The sequence below is a fragment of the Chengkuizengella sediminis genome, assembly GCF_010078385.1.
In the GTDB taxonomy this organism is placed as follows: domain Bacteria; phylum Bacillota; class Bacilli; order Paenibacillales; family KCTC-33759; genus Chengkuizengella; species Chengkuizengella sediminis.
This window is the reverse complement of sequence record NZ_SIJC01000015.1, coordinates 45,775-70,823: the sequence shown is the minus strand read 5'-3', so window position 1 is coordinate 70,823 and position 25,049 is coordinate 45,775. Positions and strand designations below refer to the sequence as shown.

Below are 25,049 nucleotides of genomic sequence, written 5' to 3'. Positions count from 1 at the left end.
GATGAGATGACCTTATCCGGTATTAGCTAATGTTTCCACTAGTTATCCCAGGCTTATAGGCAGGTTACCTACGTGTTACTCACCCGTCCGCCACTAAGATCTTAAAAAGCAAGCTTTTTAAGATCTTCGTTCGACTTGCATGTATTAGGCACGCCGCCAGCGTTCGTCCTGAGCCAGGATCAAACTCTCCATTAAAGAGTTGCAATCTCACGATCACAACCATTTAGAGCGCTTGGCTCATTCTTTGTTACATGTTATATCCGGGTTCCCAAAAGTTTAAAACTTTTGAGCTATTTGTTTGGATTCCTGAAAATCTTTCAGGTCTCCTTAAGTTCACTCGTTATTCAGTTTTCAAGGTGCAAGTTTTTCTTTTTTTGTCGCTATTCATTTTATGGCGACTAGATCATTATATAACATTTATCCGTTTATTGTCAAGCATTTTTTCATTTGCGTCTGCCGTCTCAGCGGCGACTTGATAAATATACCACGAATGAATGAGCTAATGCAAGTACTTTTTTTGAAAAATATGATCTATCTATCATTCTATGCATATCATATTTAATATATTTATTCTATTACACTTTTATTTATTTTTTTTTAAATATTGTTCAATATACAAATCACGTTCTTGATCTAAATTAATAATTTGTCCTTCTACATTAACCCATGGTCTAGTTGGATTGTTTTGATCAAAGAATACGATTTCTCCAATCATATTATTATTTAATTTTACTATACTTCCATTTTGAAATTCAGTCAGTTTTTTGATAAAGGTATGAACTATACTTGGTTCCAATTTCCCAAAGGATTGCTTTTGAATTTCTTCTAATGCTAGATATGGTGAAATCTTTTCTTTATAGTTCTTATTACTAGTCATTGCATGAAATATATCTGCTACAGCTACAATTTTCGCATATAGATGTATTTTGTTTTTATCAGAACCCAACGGATACCCGCTACCATCACTTTTTTCGTGATGCTGAAGGGCTGCTAATTTTACTCCTTCATTAATCCCCGTTACATCTTTAAGTATATGATATCCATGAATAGTATGTTTTTTAATTTCTTGAATCTCCTCGGAGTTTAATCTTTCAGACTTATGTAATATATCAGGATCAATTTTCGTGTTTCCTATATCATGTAGTAACCCCGAGATACTAACTTGAATCCAGTCTTTTTGAGGTAGATTACTCCATTTAGCTAGTAAATAAGAAGTCATACTTACTTTGATGCTTTTATGAATATAATAATCTTTAGAATCTGTTATTGGTGGTGCAAATAATAAAATATCATATTGATGAATTAGGGAAATGAGTGATTCTAACTTTGTGCGCACTTCCAATAAAGGTATATTGTCAGAGTGAACATTCAAAAATACTTTTTTAATAAAAGAAAATACCTCTTGATATTCATTTGTCAAATCATTATTGAGTATGGATAATTTCTCATCGTTTATCTCTTCGTCTTGTTCCATCTCTACAACCACGTTATTAACTAAAAATGCAGTTAAAATCTCAATCTCTCTATCTCGTAAAATAGTCCCCTTATGAAATAAAGTTCCACCTAGCATTGTAGTCACATCTTCTACTAATTGATCTCCCTTTTGTATTTGCGATACACCTACTCTTTTCATTAAAATCACCACCCCTTAACTGAATTTAAGGACAGAATAAATAAATATTCTGTCCTTGGTTTAAACTTCTTAAGGTATATAAAAACCTTTATTCCGTTGCTTCTGAATCAACTCCATCAGTTTCTTCAGTTTCTTCATTTTCTTCACTTTTTTCGACCTGAGTTACCGTAGCTACTTGGTCTTCTTCTCTGATATTAATCAATCTAACACCTTGAGTGTTCCTACCCATTGTTGAAATCTCAGACATGCTTGTACGTATGATGGTACCAAGAGAAGTGATAATCATTAAATCCTCATCATTGTGAACAATTTTTAAACCAACCACCGAACCATTTTTGTCGGTTACATTGATTGTTTTTATACCTTTACCACCTCTAGTCTGAGATCGATATTCAGACATTGGAGTTCTTTTACCGTAACCTTTTGCTGTGACAATCAATACATCATTGTCGTCATCTACAACATCCATATCAATGACTTGATCATTTTCCGAAATCGTTATTCCCTTTACACCTGAAGCTGAACGCCCCATAGTACGAACATCTTTTTCAGAGAATCGAATGGACATTCCTTGCTGAGTTCCCATTATAATCTCTTGATTCCCATCCGTAAGTTTTACTCCGATTAGTTCATCGTCTTCACGAATGGTAATAGCGATAAGCCCACCTTTTCGAATATTTTTATATTCTTGAATACTCGTTTTCTTTACAATTCCTTTCTTCGTAGCAAAGAAAAGGTTATGTTCACTTTCAAAGCTTTCAATCGGAAATACAGCATTCACATATTCCCCTGGTTCGATTTGCATTAGATTAATGATCGGTGTCCCTTTAGATGTCCTACTTTGTTCAGGAATTTCATAACCCTTCAAACGATATACTTTTCCTTTATTCGTAAAGAACATTAAATAATGGTGGGTGTTGGTTACAAACAGATGTTCAACAAAATCATCATCCTTAGTTCCCATCCCAATAACACCTCTACCGCCACGTTTTTGACTTCGATATGTTGTAACAGGTATACGTTTAATGTAACCAGTATGTGAAATGGAAATAAGAACATCTTCTTGTGGGATTAGATCTTCATCTAAAATATCTAAATCACCAGCTGTAATCTCAGAGCGTCTTTCATCTCCAAATTTATTTTTAATTTCTAGTAATTCTTCTCTAATAATGTTTAATACTAATTGCTCATCAGCTAATATCGCACGTAATTCTGCAATTTTCTTTAATAGTTCCTGATACTCGTCTTCAATTTTATCTCTTTCTAAGCCTGTTAAACGTTGGAGACGCATATCCAAAATGGCTTGAGATTGTTCATGACTCAAATCAAATTGATTCATTAACCCTTCTCTAGCTTCTTCTGTTGTTCTAGAGGCACGAATCAATGCAATCACTTTGTCTAAATGATCTAATGCAATTCGTAATCCTTCTAAAATATGTGCTCTTGCTTCTGCTTTCTTTAAATCAAATTGAGTACGTCTTTCAATTACTTCGATTTGATGTTGAATATAGTGATGCAAAATATCTTTTATGTTTAATACTTTAGGTTCACCATTAACTAAAGCCAACATATTTACACCAAAATTGATTTGCATAGATGTTTGTTTGTATAAGTTATTGAGAATAACATGAGGATTTGAATCCCTACGAAGTTCAATTACGATCCTCATTCCATTTCGATCTGATTCATCTCTAAGATCAGTAATACCTTCAATTTTTTTGTCTCTAACTAATTCTGCAATTTTTTCTATCAATCTTGCTTTTATCACCTGATACGGTAATTCATTAACAATAATTTTTGCTTTGTTTGTAGACTCATTCTCTTCAATTTCTGCTTTAGCTCTCATGGTAACTGAACCACGACCTGTAGTATAAGCTTGTCTAATCCCCTGTCTTCCTAAAATATAACCACCTGTTGGAAAATCTGGTCCACTGATATACTCCATTAAATCAATTGGAGTTAGATCCGGGTTTTTAATTAACTCCAACACACCATCAATGACTTCTCCAAGGTTATGAGGTGGAATATTAGTAGCCATTCCTACAGCAATTCCTGAAACTCCATTTACTAATAAATTTGGAAAACGTGCTGGTAAAACAACGGGTTCTTTTTCTTCACCATCATAATTATCTGCATAATCAACGGTTTCTTTATTAATATCTCTTAACATTTCCATCGCTATTTTTGAAAGGCGCGCTTCCGTATAACGTTGAGCTGCAGCGGAATCTCCATCAATCGAACCAAAGTTTCCATGTCCTTCAATTAACATATAGCGAAGTGAAAAGTCCTGTGCCATCCTTACCATTGTTTCATAAACAGCGGAATCTCCATGTGGATGGTATTTACCTAAAACCTCACCAACAATACGTGCTGACTTTTTAAATGGTTTGTCAGGTGACATCCCCAGCTCAGACATTGCATATAATATTCTCCTATGAACAGGTTTTAAACCATCCCTTACATCTGGTAATGCGCGGCTTACAATAATACTCATAGCATAATCCATAAAAGAGGATTGCATTTCTGTACGAATATCCCTATTTTCTACATTTGAACGTATTTCATCAGCCATGTTCTCACCATAACTTCCTAATTAGATATCTATATTACTAACATATTTAGCATGTTGTTGTATAAAATCTCTTCTTGGTTCTACATTGTCTCCCATTAATGTATCAAATATAGCGTCGGCATCCATCGCATCTTCGATGGTTACTTGCAATAATGTTCGACTTTCAGGATCCATGGTTGTTTCCCACAATTGTCCAGCATCCATCTCGCCAAGACCTTTGTAACGTTGAATGTTTACTTTACCACTTAATTTCTCAATGATCTCATTCTTCTGAGTTTCATTATATGCATATTGAATGACTTTTCCTTTTTCTATTTTATATAAAGGAGGTTGTGCGATATAAATGTATCCTGATTCTATAACAGGTCTCATATATCGATATAAGAAGGTTAATAGTAATGTGCGTATATGTGCACCATCAACGTCGGCATCAGTCATAATAATAATTTTATGATACCTAGCTTTTTCTATATTAAATTCTTCACCAATCCCTGTACCTAGCGCAGTAATAATAGCCCGTATTTCTGCATTTCCTAATATTCTATCTAACCTTGCTTTTTCAACATTTAGTATTTTTCCTCGTAAAGGCAGTATCGCTTGATAATGTCGGTCTCTTCCTTGCTTGGCTGAACCACCCGCTGAATCTCCCTCGACGATATATAATTCACTAATGGAAGCATCTTTAGAGGAGCAATCTGCTAACTTGCCAGGTAAGGAACTAACCTCTAATGCACTTTTTCTTCTCGTAGCTTCTCTTGCTTTACGTGCAGCTTCTCTAGCTCTAGCAGCTTGAAGTGATTTTTCAATAATTTGTTTAGCAATTGAAGGATTTTCTTCTAAAAATTCAGACAACTTTTCAGAGAAAACAGATTCAACAATACTTCTTGCCTCACCGTTACCTAGTTTAGTTTTAGTTTGACCTTCAAACTGAGGTTCTGGGATTTTCACGGAGATAATGGCTGTGATTCCTTCACGAACATCATCACCAGAGAAATTAGCTTCATTGTTTTTCAACAATTGATTTTTTTTAGCATAGTTATTTAAAATTCTAGTTAGAGCACTTTTAAAACCGGACTCATGTGTCCCGCCCTCATGTGTATTTATATTATTGGCAAAGGAATAAATATTTTCACTATAACCATCGTTATATTGCAAGGAAATTTCCACATTAATGTGATCTTTTCCTCCTTCAACGTAAATAGGAAGTTCATGTATAGGTTCACGATTTCGATTTAGATATTCAACAAACGAAATGATCCCACCTTCATATTTGAAAGACTTTTCTTTTTCAGTACGTTTATCTACCAAATTAATTTCGATGCCTTTGTTTAAAAATGCTAGTTCACGAATTCGAGATTGCAAAATATCGTAATCGTATATTGTTGTTTCCTTAAAAATTTCGTCATCTGGTATGAAGGTAGTTTGTGTACCCGTTTCTTCTGTTTCACCAACGATCTTCAAATCATACTGAGGAGCACCATAACGATATTCTTGCTGATGTATTTTACCGTCCCTTCTTACTTGCACTATCACTAATTTGGAAAGTGCGTTCACTACGGATACACCTACTCCGTGTAATCCTCCAGAAACCTTATATCCTTCTCCACCAAATTTACCTCCAGCATGCAGTACCGTCATAACGACCTCTAATGCCGGACGTTTCATTTTTGGATGTTCACCAACAGGTATACCTCGTCCATTATCCTTTACAGTTATACTATTATCTTCATTAACGATAACATCTATTGTTGTACAATACCCGGCCATAGCTTCATCTATACTGTTATCAACAACTTCCCATACTAAATGGTGAAGTCCTTTCACTCCAGTTGAACCGATATACATCCCAGGTCTTTTCCTTACAGCTTCAAGTCCTTCTAGTACTTGAATTTGATTTTCATCATACGCATTGTTTTGTGGTTGATTCAATGACATTTTTGCTTCACCTACTTGTGTAGAATAAAAAACAACTTAAAAACGTTCAAAAAGTTTCGTTTTCAGCACCCTACTTAAAATCAGTCACAACCTTGTGACTAATATAGGATCAGCACTTCCTGTGCTGACAAAGTGGGGATTTTTTTTGAACAATCTATCAAATATGTAAAAAATTCGCTCTTTTCTTTAATGTGGCAGATGAAATGGGTGAATAATATATTTTTGTAGTTGAAATGATCAGTGATTTTGGTTTTTCTTTAGAGATCTTTTCAACCTTATTTTGTACTGTAACATGATTGATAAATGGTTCTAAAACAACAAATGATTTATCAATGGATAAATCAAATATTGCAACTAATTCGGATGCCTTTAAAATCTTATCTCCTCCAAGGTGAATAAACAACCCCTTCACTCCAATCCTAAACAGTCACTGTGCCTTCTAACACATGAAATAGTTTGGCTTCATTTAGTTTAGATAAATTCACACTTTCAACACCTGTTGTAGTAATAAAGGTTTGAACTTTGTCTTGAAAGGTTTCAATAAGTTGTGTTTGACGATATTGATCAAGTTCTGACAATACATCGTCTAATAGAAGAAGAGGATATTCACCTACTTCTTCGTTTATGAGCTCAATTTCTGCAAGTTTTATGGATAGTGCTGTTGTTCTTTGTTGACCTTGGGATCCGAATGTATGAACCTCTTTATCATTAATTAAAAAAAGAAGATCATCACGATGTGGTCCTATTAGGGTGATTCCTCTCTTTAATTCCTGTTCTCGCATCTTTGTTAACTTTAACATAAATTGATCAATTAAAACAGTTTCATCATCAAATTGTTCAAATTCAAATGAAGGTTTGTAAATGACTTTTAAATTCTCCTTCCCGTTTGTAATACTTGAATGAATTTGTTCAGTCCACATTTGTAATTTTGTTATAAAGTGTTGACGTTTTTTGATGATTTTAATACCGAACTGGGCGAATTGTTGATCCCATATCGTTAATAAATCGTTTAAATGCTTGTCCGTTGCACTATGATGCTGCTTTAATAAATTATTTCTTTGATTTAATATTCTTTGATATTGCTGTAAATCATAAATATAACTAGGGTGAACTTGACCTAATTCCATATCAATAAATCTACGACGTATTCTAGGTGATCCTTTTACAATTTCTAAATCTTCAGGTGCAAACATAACGACATTTAACACCCCAATAAAATCACTAAGCTTTCTTTGCTCAAGTCCATTCACCTTTACTTTTTTCCCTTTTTGAGAAAGATGAATTTCTAATTTATTATTTCCGTATTTTTTTTCAATCTCACAATACATCGATGTTTCATCAAATCCCCATCCGATCAATTCTTTGTCCGTGTTTGTACGATGTGATTTGGTTAAAGCCATAACGTAAATGGCTTCGAGTAAATTCGTTTTTCCCTGAGCATTTGGACCTATAAATATATTGATATTATGATCAAGATTGATATCTATAGATTGATAGTTGCGATAATTGTTTAAAGTTAGTTTTTTTAAAAACAAAAAGATTCCCCCTGAGTTACAAATTAGTCACTTTGTAATCCCCAGTTTCATTGATTTTCACTTCATCGCCTGGAACGATTTTTCTACCTCTTCGATTATCAAGCGAACCATTGATGTATATCCTATTTTCTTGTAAAAATGGCTTGGCTTGCCCTCCGGTAGAAATATGATTCGTTAATTTTAAAAATTGTCCTAATGTAATATATTCATCTTTAATTTTTATGATTTCCATTTTGACTTATCCTTTCAAGCGTTCTTTAGTACTTTAAATTATCTACAAAAATTTAATTGAATAAAGTATAAGTGTATCTCCCCCTAAGGTTTGCCAAACAGCGAGTTTTCTTTATCAATTTGTTGTGCGATAAGGTAAAATTAAATGAAGCATGTTGGTATTGTCACTTGGTTTAATAATAATTGGACTCATCGTTCCCGTAATACCGATTTGAATATGATCACTATCAATTACTTTTAAGGCATCAAGCATATATTTTGAATTAAAGGATATTTGTATTAATTCTCCTTCAATTTTTTCCGCTTTTACTTGTTCTGTTATTTTACCTAAAGAAGTTAAACTAGATGTAATTTCGATTTCCTCATGATCTTTTACAATCATTTTAACAATGTTTGTTTGATTTTCTTTTGATAATAAATATGCACGATCTATCGCTTCTAAAAACATCTTTGTTGGTACAGTAATTTCCGTTTTGAAAACTTGTGGAATGATTTTTGAAGTATCTGGATAAATTCCATCTAATATTCGAGTATAAAATAATATAGAATCAATTTTAAATAATACTTGATTATTAGCAAATACAATGTGAATCATACTATTTTGATCAGGTAATAATTTATTTAATTCATTCAGCGTTTTTCCTGAAATAACAATATTTTGAAGATTTAAATCTAAGTTCATATCTAGATTTGAAATTTCTCTGCTTGCTAAACGATGACGATCCGTTGCGACAAATTTCAAATTTTCATTGGAAACACTCCATAAAATCCCTGTTAAAATCGGTGTACTTTCATTGGTTGATATTGCAAAGGAGGTTTGTTTAATCATGGATTTTAATAGATCACTTGCTAACATAATCGAGTTGTTTTCTTCCACAGATGGAAGTACTGGATATTCTTCTGGATCAAGACCAATGATTTGAAGTTCAGATGTTCCTGATTTAATGATGGTTTGAAATTGTGAATTCACTTCAATTTCTACGTATTCACCTGGTAGTTTTCTTATAATCTCCACAAAAAATTTAGCAGGTAATACTACACTGCCTTCTTTTTTTATTTCAATATTTTGAATTTCTTTTTCTTCTTTAGGAATGAAACTTTGAATAGAAATTTCTGTATCACTTGCTGTTAAAATAACTTCTTGATCATGAGCATCAATTTTGATTCCACTTAAAATGGGGATTGTTGTTCTGTTGGTTATTGCTTTTGAAACATGTTGAATGGACTCATGCAGTTTATTTTTTAAAATTTTAAATTCCATATTTCCATCTCCAAACTATTTTTCTGATCTTTATTTATTATCATTTAAGTCGGTTATAAATTAAGTTTTGTTAGTTGTATGAATACTTTTTTAAACCGGGTATTCTATAATATTATATTTTATATTTTTTTTAGTATAAGTAGTAGGGACACTGAATATGTGGATAACTTTAATTTATGTACAATATTTCAGCCTATTCACATGTGAGTAAATTGTGCATAGGCTGGTGATATTATGAAGGGTTTTTAATTTTACTTGTGATATTGTGGACAACTTTATATAATTCCTGATCATTTTTTAATGATTTTGATATTTTATCATAAGCATGAATTACGGTTGTATGATCTCTTCCTCCAAAGGCTTCTCCTATTTTAGGAAGGGATAGGTCAGTAAGTTCTCTTGACAAATACATAGCAATTTGTCTTGGAAATGCTACTGATTTTGTTCTTTTTCTAGCTTTAAAATCTTCAATATTTAAACCGTAGTGTGCACCTGTTATTTTTTGAATATCCTCAACAGTAATGACTCTTGGTCGACTAGAAGGTATAATATCTTTTAATGCATTTCTTGCTAACTCTGCAGATATATCCTCATTTATTAAAGAGGAATAAGCTACAACACGTATCAACGCACCTTCAAGTTCTCTAATGTTAGTATCAATTTGACTTGCTATATATACCATGGCTTCATTTGGCACATCTAAATTTTCAGCTTTTGCTTTTTTTCTAAGTATGGCAATTCTTGTTTCTAAATCAGGAGGTTGAATATCTGTGATAAGTCCCCATTCAAACCTTGAACGAAGTCTTTCTTCTAATGTTGGAATTTCTTTAGGTGGTCGATCACTAGATATAATAATTTGTTTTGATTCCTCATGCAGTGCATTAAATGTATGGAAAAATTCTTCCTGTGTTTGTTCTTTACCTGCTAAAAATTGGATATCATCAATTAATAATATATCGATATTTCTATATTTATTTCTAAAAGATTCACCACGATTATCACGTATAGCATTAATAAACTCATTCGTAAATTTTTCTGATGAAATATATAATACCTTGGTTTTAGGGTGATGTTCTATAATATAATGTCCAATCGCATGCATTAAATGAGTTTTTCCTAACCCAACTCCACCGTATAAAAATAAAGGATTATAGGCTTTTGCTGGAGCTTCAGCTACAGCTAAGGAGGCAGCATGTGCAAATCGATTACCAGAACCAATGACAAACGTATCAAAAGTATATTTAGCATTTAACATCGGTGGTAAAGACTCTTCATTTGTTGTAATCTTTTGTTTTGTCTTTTTTTTCGGCGCTGGTATAACGTCAGGAATGACTTCCTCGTCTTCAATCACTATTTTAACCTCTACTTTACGGCCAGTAGTTTCAAAAACCGCATTGCTAATTAGTTTTATGTAGCGATTTTCCAGCCACTCCTTTGCAAACATATTTGGTGCGCAAACCAACAATACAGATTCATTAAATACTTTTACTTTTGTTGATTTTAACCAAGTATCGTAACTAGGTTTACTCACTTTTGTTTGTAATATGGATAAAATTTTCTGCCAAAGCTGATCAGGATAATCTTCCATGAATGCATTCACTCCTTTAACCTTTAAAAAAATCTTTTATGGAAGAATTGTTGAAAAAAATTTTGATGAGTTCAATTAGTATTGATTTTTTACTAATTTATGAAAAACGAGTCTATATTGTAATCAGTTTTTACTAGGTATTAAAAACTGATTGTGGATAAAAAACTACTATGATTTTATTAAGAGAAGATATCTTTTTATGTCGAAAAATTCTATTTTACCCACAAAAAAACCATTCTAGGGATAAAATATTCACAATTATATAAGTTGTTCACAACTATATCCACAGAATGTTGATAAATGATATGGTTTTTACTACATATCCACAAGATAGAGCATTTTCATCATAGCAAATAAATCTTTATATTTCAATCAATTTCTGAACATTATCCACAAGTGCACATCCTGTGCATATTTTTTTATTTACAAAGCGACAAATTGTTCTTTAATTGTTGATGAATCGACATTTTTCTAAATCTGATAATTTTTTATCCACACACATGTTCAAGTACTATTTTTTGGATTACCAATATGTTTTATTTCGTTTATTTTGCCCACATGTTAATAAATTAAGTAGAGGAAAAAAATGAGGGGATATAAAAGTTGACTTTTTGAAAGCAAAATGATTTAATGTATAAGGATTATTATGCGAAATGCAATTCCTTAAGGGGGTGCGATAAATGAAACCAACTTTTCAACCAAACACAAGAAAACGTAAAAAAGTACATGGATTCCGTAAAAGAATGAATTCAAAAAATGGACGCAAAGTTTTAACTGCTCGTCGTAGAAAGGGTAGAAAAATTTTAAGTGCGTAAATGAACTTTACTGGTAGAAGACCTATGCTCAATGAAATAGGGCTTTAGTAAAGTATTTGAGATGACCACTTACTGTGGTCTTTTTTCTTTTTAGTTTAAATATGGATTGAAGTGTGAAAAATATTAACTATTAGAGTACTTATCTAATATGAAACGATGATATATGGAGCGTTTAATATGGAAAATAAATTTCGTCTAAAAAAGAAGGAAGATTTTAATTTCATATATCGTTATGGAAAATCTATTGCGAATCATCAGTTTGTGGTTTATTACAAACAAAATTCAATTCATCATTTTCGCTTAGGTATTTCCGTAAGTAAAAAAACAGGAAATGCGGTAGTTAGAAATAGAATGCGTAGAGTCATTAAAGAAATAGTAAGACATCACGAAGATAAAGTAGCTCCCAGTTATGATTTCATTATTATTGTTAGAAAACCAGCTGTTCATATGGAATATCATCAAATGGAAAAAAGCATCTTACATGTATTACGTAAAGCGTCCATATTAACGAAAAAAGCTAGAGGAAATTAGAAGAAAGATTAGCGTATTTAATCATTTCTAGATCCAATTAATCAATAAAGCTAAGCTTCTAAGTGAATTGAGTTTTGTTTATTTGTTGATTAAATTATGATATAGTTTATATTGAAACTTATAAAGATGTGGATAGTAGGTTAGGAGGAATTTAATTTTGTCACGTCGTTTGCCATTACTTCTTGTATTGTTATCTTTAACAGTTTTACTAGCTGGTTGTAGTATGGAGGACCCCATAGATCCTAGTAACGGGTTTTGGGATAAGTATTTTGTTCATCCTCTTTCATTTTCTTTAGATTGGTTTGCAGATCTTCCTTATAGTAACTATGGTATATCTATTCTTATTGTAACGATTATTATAAGATTGTTGATTTTACCACTTACTTTAAAACAGATTCGCAGTTCCAAACAAATGCAAGAAATTCAACCTGAAATAAAAAAATTAAAAGAAAAATATAAAACCGATCCGAAAAAGCAACAGGAAGAAACCATGAGATTGTTCCAAAAAAATGGGATAAATCCATTGGCGGGTTGTTTACCACTTATAGTGCAAATGCCGATCCTAATCGCTTTATATAATGCGATCATGCGTAATGATTTAATTAGTAACAGTACATTTTTATGGTTGCAATTAGGTGAAAGAGATCCATATGTTTTACCTATATTAGCGGCAATAACAACATATCTTCAAAGTAAGATGATGTCGTCTCAAATGAATAACCAAATGGCAGGTATGCAAGGGATTATGATGATCTTCCCTGTACTAATATTTGTAATGGCATTAACATTCCCATCCGCCTTACCTTTATACTGGGTGTATGGTAATATCTTTACAATTATTCAATCCTATTTTATATACGGAAACAAAAAAAGTAAGGCTCCAAAAGAGGGAGGTCTTTCTAAGTGAAAAAAATTTCTGTAACCGGTAAAACGATTGAAGATGCTGTTCAATCTGGTTTAGCGCAATTAAACACAACTGAAGACAAAGTAAAGGTACATATTATTGAGGAACCTACAAAAGGATTTTTAGGTTTAATCGGTTCTAAGGATGCAAAGGTTGATTTAGAGTATATTTCTGATGTTGTTGATGAAGCCTTTGAATTTTTAAAAGATATTGTGGACAAGATGAAGTTAGATGTCAGCGTTGAAATTGGGCAAAGGCAAGATAATGAAAAATTTATTAATCTTACTGGATCAGAAGTCGGTATTTTAATTGGTAGAAGAGGACAAACATTGGATTCACTACAGTATTTAGTTAATATTGTTGCAAATCGATATGCTAATTCATACCATAGAGTTTTACTAGATGCAGAAAATTTTCGCGAAAAAAGGAAGAAGACACTTGAGCAATTGGCTGGTAAAATTGCTGACCGAGTGATTAGATATAAAAGAGATGTTTCTCTTGAACCAATGTCGCCACAGGATCGTAAGATTATCCATACGTATTTGCAGGACCATCCTAAAATAAATACTAAAAGTGAAGGAAAAGAACCTAATAGGTACGTGGTTGTTTCATTAAAGTGAAATTATTATCTTATGATTTAAAATATGGTTATTCATTTTCTGCAATGGCTTATTATTTATTGAATGAGCCATTGCTTTTTTACCATTTGGAGCTTGTTTAAGAATTTTAAAAATAGCTTTAATTGAAAGTAAAAGGAATCTTTTTTTATAATTTGAAAGTGAATTTGTGAATGATAAATTGATAAAAGGTAATATTACGGGATAAAGAGGTGTGTTCATGATTTCCGATACAATTGCCGCCATTTCAACACCGCTTGGTGAAGGTGGTATTGCAATGATTCGTATTAGTGGTCCTGAAGCCGTTTCCATTGCTGATACCATTTTTTATGCAAAACAGAAAGCTTCTGATATGAAAACCCATACTGTGCAATATGGGTACATAAAAGAATCAGATACAGGGCTGAAAGTAGATGAGGTCTTGTTAACTGTGATGTTAGCCCCAAGATCTTTTACAAAAGAAAATGTAGTTGAAATTAGTTGTCATGGTGGATTAATAGCAGTTAAAAAAACATTGGAATTATTGTTGCTAAATGGCGCTCGTTTAGCAGAACCTGGAGAGTTTACTAAAAGGGCTTTTTTAAACGGTAGAATTGATTTAACACAAGCTGAAGCAGTTATCGATCTTATACGTTCTAAGTCGGATCGAGCTTATTCTGTTGCCATGAAACAAGTAGAGGGTTCATTATCAGATAAAATTGTGAATTTAAGAAAATTACTTATTGAATTGATGGCTCATATTGAAGTAAATATTGATTATCCTGAACATGATGTTGAGGAACTTACTTATAAGTATATTGCAGATAAATGCAGCCAAGCTATTTTAATCATTGATGAATTATTAAAGAATGCAAATCAGGGGAAAATTTTAAGAGAAGGAATTGTAACAGCTATTATTGGCAGACCCAATGTTGGCAAGTCATCTTTATTAAATTTATTAGCGAGGGAAAACAAAGCCATTGTTACCGATATTCCTGGAACGACAAGAGATGTGATTGAAGAATATGTTACTGTAGGTGGAGTTCCATTAAAATTATTAGATACAGCAGGTTTGCGAGAAACTAGTGATGTTGTTGAAAAAATTGGGGTTGAGAGATCAAAAGAATCGCTTAAAGATGCGGAATTAGTTTTATTTGTAATCAATCAAAATGAGCCAATACATGATGATGAAATTAAGTTATTTCACGAACTTAAAAATAAGCAGGTTATTGTCGTTTTAAATAAAACAGACTTACCTAATAAAATAGAACTAAACCAGTTGACGAATCAATTTACTGAAGAACAGATTGTAAAAATGTCAATTAAAAATGACCAAGGTCAATCCGAACTAGAGAAAGTTATTGCAAACATGTTTTTCAATGGAAAAATAGAGTCTACAGATTCTTCGTATGTGAGTAATGTAAGACACATTCATCTTTTAAATAAAGCAAAGAGATCATTAGAAGAAGCATTAAAAGGGACACATGATATTCCAATTGACATGCTTCAAATTGATATTAGAAATGCTTGGGAAGACTTAGGTGAAGTGATTGGTGATGCAGTTAGTGAATCGTTAATCGATCAAATCTTTTCCCAATTTTGCCTGGGTAAATAAGTATCAATTAATAAATGAAAAAAATAGGTAAAGGAGGGCTAAAATAAATGGGGTATCAAGCTGGTGAGTATGATGTTATTGTCATTGGAGCTGGTCACGCTGGATGTGAGGCTGCATTAGCTGCTGCAAGAATGGGATGTCAAACATTATTAATCACGATTAATTTGGATATGGTCGCTTTTATGCCATGTAATCCTTCTATTGGAGGACCAGCAAAGGGCCATGTTGTTAGAGAAATTGATGCTTTAGGTGGAGAGATGGGTAGAAATATTGACAAAACTTATATCCAGTTAAGGATGTTAAACACTGGAAAGGGACCTGCTGTTCATGCATTGCGAGCACAAGCAGACAAGTTTTTTTATCAGAATGCTTTAAAAGAAACGATAGAAAAACAGGATAACTTAACTTTGCAACAAGGAATGGTAGAAGAATTAATTGTTGAAAATGGAGTTTGCGTCGGTGTTGTTACGAAAACAGGAGCCGAATTTAGAAGTGAAACAGTCGTTCTTACTACAGGTACTTATTTACGTGGTAAAGTCATCATGGGTGAGGTTATATATGAAAGTGGTCCAAATAACCAACAGCCTTCTATTAAGCTTTCTGATTGTTTAAAATCATTAGGTTTTGATTTAGTTCGATTTAAAACAGGAACTCCGCCTAGAGTTCATAAAGATACGATTGATTTTTCTAAAACAGAAGAACAGCCAGGGGATAAAAATCCTAAACATTTTTCATTTGAAACAACTAAAGGTATTGACAAAGAACAATTACCTTGTTGGTTAACCTATACATCGAGAGAAACACATGAAACCATTAATAACAATTTATCTCGTGCCCCTATGTATTCTGGAGTGATTGAAGGTACTGGTCCGAGATATTGTCCATCTATAGAAGATAAAATTGTGCGTTTTAGCGATAAACCAAAACATCAAATATTTTTGGAGCCTGAAGGAAGGTACACCACTGAGTATTACGTACAGGGATTATCAACTAGTATGCCTGAGGATGTTCAGTTAAAAATATTACAATCCATTCCTGGTTTGGAAAATGTTCAGATGATGCGAACTGGATATGCAATTGAGTATGATGCAGTAGTTCCAACACAGCTGTGGCCTACGTTGGAAACAAAAAGAATTTCGAATTTATATACTGCTGGTCAAATTAATGGAACTTCTGGATATGAAGAAGCAGCTGGGCAGGGGATCATGGCCGGTATTAATGCAGCCAGAAAAGTGAAGGGAGAAGAACCTGTTATTATTCAGCGTTCTCAAGGATATATAGGGGTTCTAATTGATGATTTAGTGACGAAAGGAACAAATGAACCCTATCGATTGTTAACTTCACGTGCAGAATATCGTTTATTGTTAAGGCATGATAATGCTGATTTACGTTTAACTCCTACTGGTTACGAAATTGGGTTAATACCAGAGAGCAGATATGTTAAATTTATGGAAAAAAGTAAAAAAATAGAAAACGAGCTTATTCGACTAAAATCGACAAAAATTAGACCTAATCCAGAAGTGCAACAAAAGTTGGAAGAAGTAAATTCCACTATTTTAAATAATTCAGTGGATGCAGCATCATTATTGCGTAGACCAGAAATTTTATATCATCATATTGAATTATTTTCACCTTCAGAAATTGAATTGTCCGAAGAAGAAAAAGAACAGGTAGAAATTCAAATTAAATATTCTGGATATATAGAAAAACAACTTGTCCAGGTTAAGCGTTTAAGAAAAATGGAGAAGAAAAAAATACCTTCTGATATCGATTATGATGATGTTCAAGGGATAGCTATAGAAGCAAGGCAAAAGCTTTCTGATATAAGACCCATCTCAATTGGGCAAGCTTCAAGAATATCTGGAGTAACACCTGCTGATATTTCTATATTATTAGTTTATTTAGAGCATTACAATAAAGTTGTGGCAGCGAGAAGAGGATAATATGAACTTTAAACAATTTTCTTTATTATTAAAAAATAATAATATGAGCATTTCTTCTGAACAGTGGGATTTATTTGAAAAATATTTTCTTATATTGGTGGACTGGAATGATCGTATGAATTTAACTGCTATTACGGATAAAGAACAGGTTTTCATAAAACATTTTTATGATTCCATTTCTTTAGCTTTTTATGTACCTATATCACAACTCAAAACTATAGCTGATATTGGGTCTGGTGCTGGTTTTCCGAGCATCCCCTTAAAAATTATGTTTCCTCATTTAAAGATATCCATTGTAGATTCTTTAAAGAAAAGAATTCGTTTTCTGAATCATCTCACTGCAGAATTACAACTTGCTGATGTGGAATGTATTCATGGTAGAGCTGAAGAACTTGGAAGAAATCAAAATCTCAGAGATCATTTTGATTTGGTAACCGCTAGAGCTGTAGCTAAGTTAAACGTCTTAAACGAATATTGTCTTCCTTTTGTGAAAGAAGGAGGGCAATTTGTAGCCATGAAAGGTCCTAATACATCTGAAGAGATAAATGAAGCACGTAATAGTTTAAAACAACTAAAGGGATCTTTATCAAAGGTAGTCAATTTCCAATTACCAGACCATTCTGATCGAAACTTTATATTTATTCACAAAATAGGATCAACTCCAAAAAAATACCCCAGAAATCCAGGTACACCAATCAAAAATCCACTGGTTTAAATACAATCTATTAAAGGTTTACTTGATTTGGAAAAGGTGATGATTAATTGTTTGATTCTGGGGATTAGGGGTTTTAATGTTCCACGTGAAACATAAAATCACGTTTAAGATTCTTCATTGAAGAATCTACTACTATTTTATGATAGTCTTGATAAAAGCGAAAAGAAATCTAGTCCGTATTTGATTTATTTTTGAATTTGAATGTGATAGATTTGTTAAAGTTGCAGGAATATAGAAATGAATGGAGAATTAATATTAATAAATATTTTCTTACATATATAGTTTCATTAATAGTAATAGCTTAAACAATATGCAATTAAACCTGTACTTTTTAATAACCAATCGTCTTAAGGAATGAATTTCATAAGATTATTTTTGTTGAGCGAATAGTTAAACCCTAACATTTTAATTTTTTCAGTTAACTCCATTCACCGGTATGATTTAAACAAAAAGTATAGTCACAGCTAGTAGGAGAGATAGGTGGTCATTAAATAATGAAAGATCAGTTTACAAAGTTACTTGGATTTTCAGATCGAAATAGTGGTGCTGAGGTGAAAGCAATTCCAGTAGAAGAGATTGTTCCAAGTCCATATCAACCAAGGGAAGTTTTTGATGAAGACAAAATAGATGAATTGTGTCAAACGATAAAAACACATGGTGTTATTCAACCTATAGTTGTACGAGTGAGGGATAGTAAATTTGAAATTATTGCAGGTGAGAGAAGATTTAGAGCAGTAAAAAAATTGAGTTTAGAAACTATTCCAGCAATTATAAAAGAATATAATGATTCTCAAGCTGCTTCAATTGCGTTAATTGAAAACTTACAACGTGAAGGGCTCACTTCTATAGAGGAAGCTATTGCTTATCAGAAATTAATAGAAATACACCAGCTAACACAAGAAAGTTTAGCTCAAAGAATCGGGAAAAGCCAATCTACGATAGCTAATAAACTCCGTTTACTAAACTTATCTGAACCTGTAAAATCTGCTTTGTTAACTAGAACTATTACTGAGAGACATGCAAGAGCTTTGCTCTCATTAGACAGCGAAGAGCTGCAAATTAAGCTTTTAGATGAAGTGATTAAAAAAGATTTAAATGTAAAACAAACAGAAGCTAGGGTTAATCTTTATAAGGAAATCTCTAAATCAAAAAAATCTAAAAGAGTCTCTTTTTCAAAGGACATTCGTTTGGCAGTAAATACAATACGTCAATCATTTGATATGGTTGTTGATTCAGGCTTAAAGATAACAAAAGATGAAAAAGATTACGATGATTATTATGAAATATCTTTTAAAATTCCTAAAAAAGAGTAAATTTATAATATGAAAATAAATTGAAAACATAAATATCCAGTTACTTTTAGATCACAAAAATAACGATAAAGCTTCCATGTCATAATAAGGGTGGAGGTTTTATTTTTACCTTTAATAATTTTTTATTGAGTTATTTTATAGTTAGAAAGGACTTATCCTATGAATTATGGTATAAATCCAAATATATACTCATTTGCATGAATTATTCAAAATTATATGTTTTTATAAGATCAAATCTAATATATAATATAACTAATCTAGTATTTATTTAACTGCTATATTTATCTCATCAGTCCATTTCCTCAAAAGTTAGTAATTGTTACAATGTAATAGATTGCATATTTTTTCTAAGAATATCAACTTAGAAATTTATTTAAGTAATCACACTAATTACTCATTGTAATTCGTATGTAACGAGCTTTTGATTAAGGGGATGAGAATGTGCATTACTTTACTTAATAATGCAACCATATTTTCTTTGAATGGATTACCTTAAAGTTTCTTGTAAGTTATAATGTATTATTCTTTTGAAAGTTTTAAATTTTTTTATGAGGTGAAAGAGTATTGTCTAAAATAATTGCAATTACAAATCAAAAAGGTGGGGTTGGAAAAACAACAACCTCTATTAATTTAGGAGCCTCTTTAGCCACCTTAGGTAAAAAGGTATTATTAGTAGATATCGATCCCCAAGGAAATACAACAAGTGGTGTTGGAATCAATAAAGCCGATGTAGTTCACTGTATTTATGATGTCATTATTAATGATGTTCATCCAAAAGATGCAATTTGCAACTCTGAAATAGATAATTTAGATATCTTACCCGCAACAATCCAATTAGCTGGTGCAGAAATAGAACTAGTACCGACTATTTCTAGAGAAATCAGATTAAAAAAATCTATACAGCTTGTGAAGCATCTTTATGATTATGTATTAATTGATTGCCCACCTTCACTTGGTATTTTAACGGTTAATTCATTAACCGCTGCAGATTCAGTAATTATACCCATTCAATGTGAGTACTACGCATTAGAAGGTTTGAGTCAGCTATTAAACACAGTACGCTTGGTACAAAAACATTTGAATACTAATTTACAGATTGAAGGAGTCTTATTAACAATGTTAGATGCTAGAACTAATCTTGGTATTCAAGTAATTGAAGAAGTGAAAAAGTACTTTCAAGAGAAGGTATATCAGACTATTATTCCTAGAAATGTTAGATTGAGTGAAGCACCAAGTCATGGGAAACCTATCATTACTTATGATGCAAAATCAAAGGGAGCAGAAGTATATTTGGAACTTGCTAAGGAAGTGATTTCAATTGACTAAGCGTTTAGGTAGAGGTCTAGATGCTTTAATTCCAGCGCTAGAATTACAAGAAGATGATAAAGTGATTGAGATAGGTTTATCAAATTTACGTCCTAATCCGTATCAACCTCGTAAAAATTTTTTAGAGGATAAAATTGATGAACTAGCATTATCTATTAAGGAACATGGAGTAATTCAGCCAATAATAGTAAGACAAGTATTAAGAGGATATGAGATTATAGCAGGTGAAAGAAGATGGCGGGCTTCAAAAAAGTGTGGGTTAAAAACGGTACCTGCTGTAGTACGCTCTTTTACAGATCAACAGGTCACGGAAATTGCTTTGATAGAAAACTTACAACGTGAGGATTTAAATCCGATGGAAGTTGCAGTTGCTTATCAATCGTTAATAGAGAAATTTGATATTACACAAGAGGAGTTATCTGTTAAAGTTGGAAAATCAAGATCTCATATTGCAAATTTTATGCGGTTACTTCAGTTGCCTAATGAAATAAAACAGTATGTTTCACGTGGAACATTATCCATGGGACATGCAAGAGCGATAGTTGGATTAAAAGATAATAATTTAAAAAAAGAGATGACTAATTTAACAATTAAAAATGAGTGGAGTGTCAGAGAATTAGAAAAAGCGATACAAAACACACAAGAAACAAAAAGTAAGAAGAAAAAAATTAAAACCAACAATCCATTTATTACACAACTTGAAGATGAACTTAGAGACAAATATAAAACAACAGTTAAAATCAAAAATAATCAAAATGATAAAGGAATTATTGAACTTTCTTATTATTCGAAAGATGATTTACAAAGGTTGTTAGATTTATTGTAGGCTATCGAACATATAAGTGAATATAATGAAACATACCATTTCAATTCGATAAAAGACCCTGAGGAATGAACGGTCTAAAATGATTGATTTATGGTATGTTTTTTTACATATTGTGAATTTATAAATATTTTTAATGAGTTTTCTTTATAGGGTAGGAAAGTATAAATATCACACCCTATATATTTAGAAAAATCTAAAAAAATCAAGGACTGGTTACGCATTAGAGTGAATTATATATAAAATTGTATTATGATAGTTAAAAATGGATTAAAAAGGAGAGATATGATGCGATTGCGATACTTTGATAATGCAGCATCATCTTGGCCTAAACCAGCAACAGTCGTTGAGGCAATGAATGAAGCAGTTGTAAATTTTGCGGCAAATCCTGGTAGAGGTAGTCATCAAATGGCGGTACAGGCAAGTAGAATCTTATTTCAAACTAGGAAACATTTGGCTAAATTGTTCGGAATTAATGATCCAAATCACATTTCATTTTGTCTAAACACAACGGAAGCCTTAAATTTGGCGATTAAAGGATTGTTAAATGAAAATGATCATGTCATTTGTACGAGCGTAGAACATAACTCTGTAAGAAGGCCGTTGGAATATTTAAAAAAGATATTAAATATTGATATCACATATTTAAAAACAAACATCCTAGGGCAAATTGAACTAAAGGATGTAGAAAATGCAATTCAAAAAAATACAAAACTAATGATTTGTAATCATAGTTCAAACCTTCTAGGAAGTATTTTGCCAATCGAACAAATAAATAACATAGCAAAGGAAAAAGGTGTGATCACACTAGTAGATGCAGCACAAACTGCTGGACTCATTCCAATAGATGTCGAGAAAATGGGGATAGACATATTGGCTTTTCCAGGTCACAAAGGTTTATTGGGACCACAAGGTACAGGTGGGATATATATTAACCCTCAAATTGAAATAGAACCATTAATCCATGGTGGGACTGGAAGTCAATCTGAAAAAATAGAACAACCCACTGTGAGACCAGATCGTTATGAATCAGGAACGCAGAATACACCTGGAATAGCAGGATTAAAGGAAGGTGTGAGTTTTGTATTAAATGAGAGTGTAGAGAAGATTCATACGAAAGAATGGAAGCTTACACAAAGACTAATGGAAGGATTATTAAAAATCCAAAAAGTGAAAATATTAGGACCAAGGTTAGGGGATAATAAAACAGGAATTACTTCATTTAATATAGAAGGTCTCGATGCATCCAATGTCGCTTTTAGTTTAGATCGAAGCTATAATATTGCAGTACGATCTGGGTTTCATTGTACACCATTAGCACATGAAACAGTAGGAACCCTTGATTTCGGTGCTGTGAGAGCTAGTGTCGGATATTTTACAACGGAAGAAGAAATTGATTATATATTAGAAGCAGTGAAAGAAATAGCCCAAAAAAAACACTGAAATAAGAAAAAAATATAGAGAACTGCTTAAATTGTGTGATTATAAGATTGTTGTTTTAAATATTGAGTGGAATACTGTATTGAATCAGCAATAATTTTAGACATTTCAACAACTAAGTTTAAACGAGTGTTTTGTAAAACGAAATATTCCATAAAACCGCTGACATTAACAATACCAGTAACATGTATATTTCCGACAGATGGTAAACTTTTGTTTACACCAGCACCAGGCTTTAAAGGACCACTTCCTATCTGGATATGACCAACACTTGCGAGTTTTCCAAGACAGGCATCAACTGCGATAATAAAAGGATTATGATACTTGTTGTTGATTTCAGACAACTTATCATTTAAATTTACAGCATGTACAGGCTCTTCTAAAGTGCCAAAAATATCGAAAGTACAGTTTTTAAATTGACTAAGATGATATCCTACAAGAGGACCTAAGGAATCTCCAGTAGAACGATCGGACCCAATACATAATGCAATGATTTTACGATCTGCAACTTCAGTAGATAATAATTGATATACACCATTTGTCAGTTGTTTTTTATGAGTTGGATCTTTATATGATACTTTATAAGATTTTGGGGATGATTTTGAGTTTTTAGAGCTTAATTTCATAATAGTCCTCCTATAATATTAAATATATTTATCTATGTAATTTCTGGGGAATCATTGATGAAAGAAGAATTACTTTACTAGTATACGAATCTAATCTATGATTTATACTACCTTTTAACAAAAAAATGGGGTTATTATGAAATGGAAATGTTAATTGCATTTGATTCAACACAACAAGCTTTACGAGCGGAGATGCTTTTAGAATATGCAGAAGTAGATATTGATACTTGCCCAACACCAAAAGAAATTACTGCTGGTTGTGCTCTATCAATAGAGTTTCATAAAGAAGATTTACAAAAGGTCAAAAATATCATTCTTTCAGAAAAAGTTGATATAAAGGGTATATTTGAAAAGAAAAATCATCAATATGTAAAAATGATTTAGTTCGCAATTGTGAGAGGGTGTGAAATTAGATGGAGAATAATCAATTTCAGATGGGTGACGTAGTACAAATGAAAAAACAACATCCATGTGGAACAAATGAAATGGAAATCATAAGAATGGGGATGGACATTAGAATAAAATGTTTAGGATGCCAACATAGTGTTCTTATGCCAAGAAGTAAGTTTGTAAAAAGAATGAAAAAAGTAATAAGGTCAAAAGAAGAGTGAAGATTCAAATTTAAAAAACCTCATTTATCATGATATGAAATTCCTCACTCAAAAGTGTAAAGCTGAATAAGTTAAAGTAAAGTTCAGATTTTTGAGGGAGATTTGACTAATGAACACTGACAATGAGAAAAATAAAGGTAAACAAAAATTTCATACTGTACACATTATCGCTTATACATTTGGTGTCATTGTAGGGTATATTGTAGGATATTTACAGCATTCATAAGTGAACTAAAAAACCGATGAAATAACGATCGGTTTTTTAGTGAGAAATTATTCATTTTTTGGTGCACGGCTCCACTTACGATTGTGATTTTCATTTTGCGGGAAATGATCTCCCTTTTTCAAATTTACAACTTTTGGATCTGTGATTCCCATATGAAAGGACTTTTCACCTATCTCAATGTATTTTCCATTGTTAGGGACCTTATCACCAGGTTCAAATTCTGTTTTTTCTCCCATTGTAATCCCTCCATTTTTTTGAAGATCAATTATAAATTTCCCCAACATTTATAATTATATAAATGACTGATTTATCCAAATTAAACCTAACATATTATCGATTCAATTTTCTAAAACAGTATTATTTAGTTAAAGAAGGAAAAAATTCAGAAAAAGGAATTAAATATGTTGTATTAAAAACAAATTTTTGATATATTAATCTAAGTGCGAGTAAATAAGCTAGTCTCGCTCCTTGCTCCTATTAAAGGGGCCGTTAGTCCAAGAGGAGGTGAAATAAACATGCGCAAATATGAATTAATGTATATTATCCGTCCTGATATTGAACAGGAAGCGGTAGATGCAACAGTAGAAAAGTTCCAAGGTATCATTAATAATGGTGGCGGAGAAATCACGAAACATGATGTGATGGGAAAACGTCGTCTGGCGTATGAGATCGATAAATTCCGTGACGGGGTCTATGTTCTTGTTAATTTTTCAACTGAATCAGCAGTTGTTGATGAACTTGATCGCGTGATGAGAATTTCGGATGAAATTGTCCGTCATTTGGTCGTTAATGATGTTGCGTAAGATGTGT

At 32.2% G+C, this 25,049-nt stretch carries 24 protein-coding genes and 1 rRNA gene; 14 read left to right on the top strand and 11 right to left on the bottom strand.

The features are described 5' to 3' along the window. The 9 genes from EPK97_RS19635 to dnaA all read right to left on the bottom strand — a co-directional run. Positions 1-195, bottom strand: a 16S ribosomal RNA gene (locus EPK97_RS19635); the annotation flags it as partial. A gap of 388 nt (positions 196-583) precedes the next feature. Continuing rightward, positions 584-1,633: an HD-GYP domain-containing protein gene (locus EPK97_RS19630; RefSeq protein WP_162038329.1), complete on the bottom strand. Its 1,050-nt coding sequence runs from the start codon at positions 1,631-1,633 to the stop codon at positions 584-586. A gap of 88 nt (positions 1,634-1,721) precedes the next feature. Then, positions 1,722-4,205, bottom strand: a complete 2,484-nt coding sequence (gene gyrA / locus EPK97_RS19625) for a DNA gyrase subunit A (protein ID WP_162038328.1) — start codon at positions 4,203-4,205, stop codon at positions 1,722-1,724. A 21-nt stretch (positions 4,206-4,226) separates the two neighbouring features. Beyond that, positions 4,227-6,140: a DNA topoisomerase (ATP-hydrolyzing) subunit B gene (gene gyrB / locus EPK97_RS19620; protein ID WP_162038327.1), complete on the bottom strand. Its 1,914-nt coding sequence runs from the start codon at positions 6,138-6,140 to the stop codon at positions 4,227-4,229. 157 nt (positions 6,141-6,297) lie between these two features. After that, positions 6,298-6,543, bottom strand: a complete 246-nt coding sequence (remB, locus tag EPK97_RS19615) for an extracellular matrix regulator RemB (RefSeq protein ID WP_162038326.1) — start codon at positions 6,541-6,543, stop codon at positions 6,298-6,300. Between the two features lie 16 nt (positions 6,544-6,559). After that, complete coding sequence (gene recF, locus EPK97_RS19610; protein ID WP_162038325.1) at positions 6,560-7,675, bottom strand: DNA replication/repair protein RecF; 1,116 nt, start codon at positions 7,673-7,675, stop codon at positions 6,560-6,562. A 16-nt stretch (positions 7,676-7,691) separates the two neighbouring features. Beyond that, positions 7,692-7,907, bottom strand: a complete 216-nt coding sequence (gene yaaA / locus EPK97_RS19605) for a S4 domain-containing protein YaaA (RefSeq protein ID WP_162038324.1) — start codon at positions 7,905-7,907, stop codon at positions 7,692-7,694. 114 nt (positions 7,908-8,021) lie between these two features. Further along, positions 8,022-9,167 carry a DNA polymerase III subunit beta gene (gene dnaN, locus EPK97_RS19600; protein ID WP_162038323.1) on the bottom strand — a complete coding sequence of 382 codons (1,146 nt, stop codon included), beginning with the start codon at positions 9,165-9,167 and terminating at the stop codon, positions 8,022-8,024. 232 nt (positions 9,168-9,399) lie between these two features. Continuing rightward, positions 9,400-10,755 carry a chromosomal replication initiator protein DnaA gene (dnaA, locus tag EPK97_RS19595; protein ID WP_162038322.1) on the bottom strand — a complete coding sequence of 452 codons (1,356 nt, stop codon included), beginning with the start codon at positions 10,753-10,755 and terminating at the stop codon, positions 9,400-9,402. 680 nt (positions 10,756-11,435) lie between these two features. Between dnaA and rpmH the strand changes: the two genes are divergently transcribed. The 11 genes from rpmH to EPK97_RS19540 all read left to right on the top strand — a co-directional run bounded on the left by rpmH (position 11,436) and on the right by EPK97_RS19540 (position 22,779). Continuing rightward, positions 11,436-11,570 carry a 50S ribosomal protein L34 gene (gene rpmH, locus EPK97_RS19590; protein WP_160645993.1) on the top strand — a complete coding sequence of 45 codons (135 nt, stop codon included), beginning with the start codon at positions 11,436-11,438 and terminating at the stop codon, positions 11,568-11,570. 177 nt (positions 11,571-11,747) lie between these two features. Further along, positions 11,748-12,101, top strand: coding sequence for a ribonuclease P protein component (gene rnpA / locus EPK97_RS19585; protein ID WP_162038321.1), 354 nt, complete (start codon positions 11,748-11,750; stop codon positions 12,099-12,101). Positions 12,102-12,258: 157 nt separating this feature from the next. Next, positions 12,259-13,008: a membrane protein insertase YidC gene (gene yidC / locus EPK97_RS19580; protein WP_240903897.1), complete on the top strand. Its 750-nt coding sequence runs from the start codon at positions 12,259-12,261 to the stop codon at positions 13,006-13,008. Next, positions 13,005-13,625, top strand: coding sequence for an RNA-binding cell elongation regulator Jag/EloR (gene jag / locus EPK97_RS19575; RefSeq protein WP_162038320.1), 621 nt, complete (start codon positions 13,005-13,007; stop codon positions 13,623-13,625). The genes yidC and jag overlap by 4 nt, the downstream gene beginning before the upstream one ends. A 217-nt stretch (positions 13,626-13,842) precedes the next feature. After that, on the top strand, positions 13,843-15,216 hold the full coding sequence (mnmE, locus tag EPK97_RS19570; protein ID WP_162038319.1) for a tRNA uridine-5-carboxymethylaminomethyl(34) synthesis GTPase MnmE: 1,374 nt from the start codon (positions 13,843-13,845) through the stop codon (positions 15,214-15,216). Between the two features lie 47 nt (positions 15,217-15,263). Continuing rightward, positions 15,264-17,159 (top strand): tRNA uridine-5-carboxymethylaminomethyl(34) synthesis enzyme MnmG, encoded by a 1,896-nt coding sequence (gene mnmG, locus EPK97_RS19565; protein ID WP_162038318.1) that lies wholly within the window; start codon positions 15,264-15,266, stop codon positions 17,157-17,159. A 1-nt stretch (position 17,160) separates the two neighbouring features. Then, the gene (rsmG, locus tag EPK97_RS19560) at positions 17,161-17,874 is read left to right on the top strand and encodes a 16S rRNA (guanine(527)-N(7))-methyltransferase RsmG (protein WP_162038317.1); all 714 of its coding nucleotides are present in this window, start codon (positions 17,161-17,163) and stop codon (positions 17,872-17,874) included. 494 nt (positions 17,875-18,368) lie between these two features. Further along, positions 18,369-19,187, top strand: coding sequence for a nucleoid occlusion protein (noc, locus tag EPK97_RS19555; protein ID WP_162038316.1), 819 nt, complete (start codon positions 18,369-18,371; stop codon positions 19,185-19,187). A gap of 564 nt (positions 19,188-19,751) precedes the next feature. Then, positions 19,752-20,513: a ParA family protein gene (locus EPK97_RS19550; RefSeq protein WP_162038315.1), complete on the top strand. Its 762-nt coding sequence runs from the start codon at positions 19,752-19,754 to the stop codon at positions 20,511-20,513. Next, positions 20,506-21,339 (top strand): ParB/RepB/Spo0J family partition protein, encoded by an 834-nt coding sequence (locus EPK97_RS19545; protein ID WP_162038314.1) that lies wholly within the window; start codon positions 20,506-20,508, stop codon positions 21,337-21,339. Before EPK97_RS19550 ends, EPK97_RS19545 begins: the two co-directional genes overlap by 8 nt. 285 nt (positions 21,340-21,624) lie before the next feature. Continuing rightward, on the top strand, positions 21,625-22,779 hold the full coding sequence (locus EPK97_RS19540) for an aminotransferase class V-fold PLP-dependent enzyme (RefSeq protein ID WP_162038313.1): 1,155 nt from the start codon (positions 21,625-21,627) through the stop codon (positions 22,777-22,779). A 26-nt stretch (positions 22,780-22,805) separates the two neighbouring features. Here the strand turns inward: EPK97_RS19540 and yyaC are convergent, their stop codons facing one another. Continuing rightward, a complete protein-coding gene (gene yyaC / locus EPK97_RS19535; protein ID WP_162038312.1) occupies positions 22,806-23,402 on the bottom strand; it encodes a spore protease YyaC in 597 nt (198 codons plus the stop codon). 147 nt (positions 23,403-23,549) lie between these two features. Here yyaC and EPK97_RS19530 point away from each other — a divergent pair, with 147 nt between their 5' ends. Further along, positions 23,550-23,786: a putative Se/S carrier protein gene (locus EPK97_RS19530; protein WP_162038334.1), complete on the top strand. Its 237-nt coding sequence runs from the start codon at positions 23,550-23,552 to the stop codon at positions 23,784-23,786. A gap of 29 nt (positions 23,787-23,815) precedes the next feature. Next, complete coding sequence (locus EPK97_RS19525; RefSeq protein ID WP_162038311.1) at positions 23,816-24,013, top strand: DUF951 domain-containing protein; 198 nt, start codon at positions 23,816-23,818, stop codon at positions 24,011-24,013. Positions 24,014-24,286: 273 nt separating this feature from the next. Here EPK97_RS19525 and EPK97_RS19520 read toward each other — a convergent pair whose 3' ends face one another. Next, on the bottom strand, positions 24,287-24,475 hold the full coding sequence (locus EPK97_RS19520) for a YjzC family protein (protein WP_162038310.1): 189 nt from the start codon (positions 24,473-24,475) through the stop codon (positions 24,287-24,289). 279 nt (positions 24,476-24,754) lie between these two features. Here EPK97_RS19520 and rpsF point away from each other — a divergent pair, with 279 nt between their 5' ends. Then, positions 24,755-25,042: a 30S ribosomal protein S6 gene (gene rpsF / locus EPK97_RS19515; RefSeq protein ID WP_162038309.1), complete on the top strand. Its 288-nt coding sequence runs from the start codon at positions 24,755-24,757 to the stop codon at positions 25,040-25,042. The last annotated feature ends 7 nt before the right edge of the window (positions 25,043-25,049 follow it).